A 512-nucleotide genomic window follows, 5' to 3' on the forward strand; every position below is an offset into this window, starting at 1 on the left:
GTGACTGTCGATGAAGACAGCCGGGTTTCCCCATTCGGACATCCCCGGATCAAAGCTTGCTTACAGCTCCCCGAGGCCTTATCGTTGTTCGCCACGTCCTTCGTCGGCTCCTGGCGCCTAGGCATCCTCCGTGTGCTCTTTGTAGCTTAACCTAGTATTTACATCGTAAATACGATTTGCTCTGAATTTCGGTTCAACACGAATGTGTGAATGAAATTCAAGGCAGCTACCTTTATTTCACTTGTTTACACAAGATCAGCTTAAAGGAATATTCTAAAACGCAATTTCGTTTCGGTATCCAGTTTTCAAGGTGCAAAGCTGTAAACAACCAGCTTTTTTTGAGAGTTTGAGCTCTCAAAACTGAGCAACGAGTGAGTAGTTTTTGAAGCTAATGCTTCATATTTGAATGTTTCCGTTGCAGGAAACGATTCTCCATAGAAAGGAGGTGATCCAGCCGCACCTTCCGATACGGCTACCTTGTTACGACTTCACCCCAATCATCTACCCCACCT

Annotated in this window: 2 rRNA genes; both read right to left on the reverse strand. The window is 45.3% G+C overall.

Annotated features, from left to right (window positions below):
• Positions 1-152, reverse strand: a 23S ribosomal RNA gene (locus tag ACUYLD_RS25480); the annotation flags it as partial.
• A gap of 286 nt (positions 153-438) precedes the next feature.
• Positions 439-512 (reverse strand): 16S ribosomal RNA (locus tag ACUYLD_RS25485); the annotation flags it as partial.

This window comes from Paenibacillus sp. SER-28 (assembly GCF_052906305.1).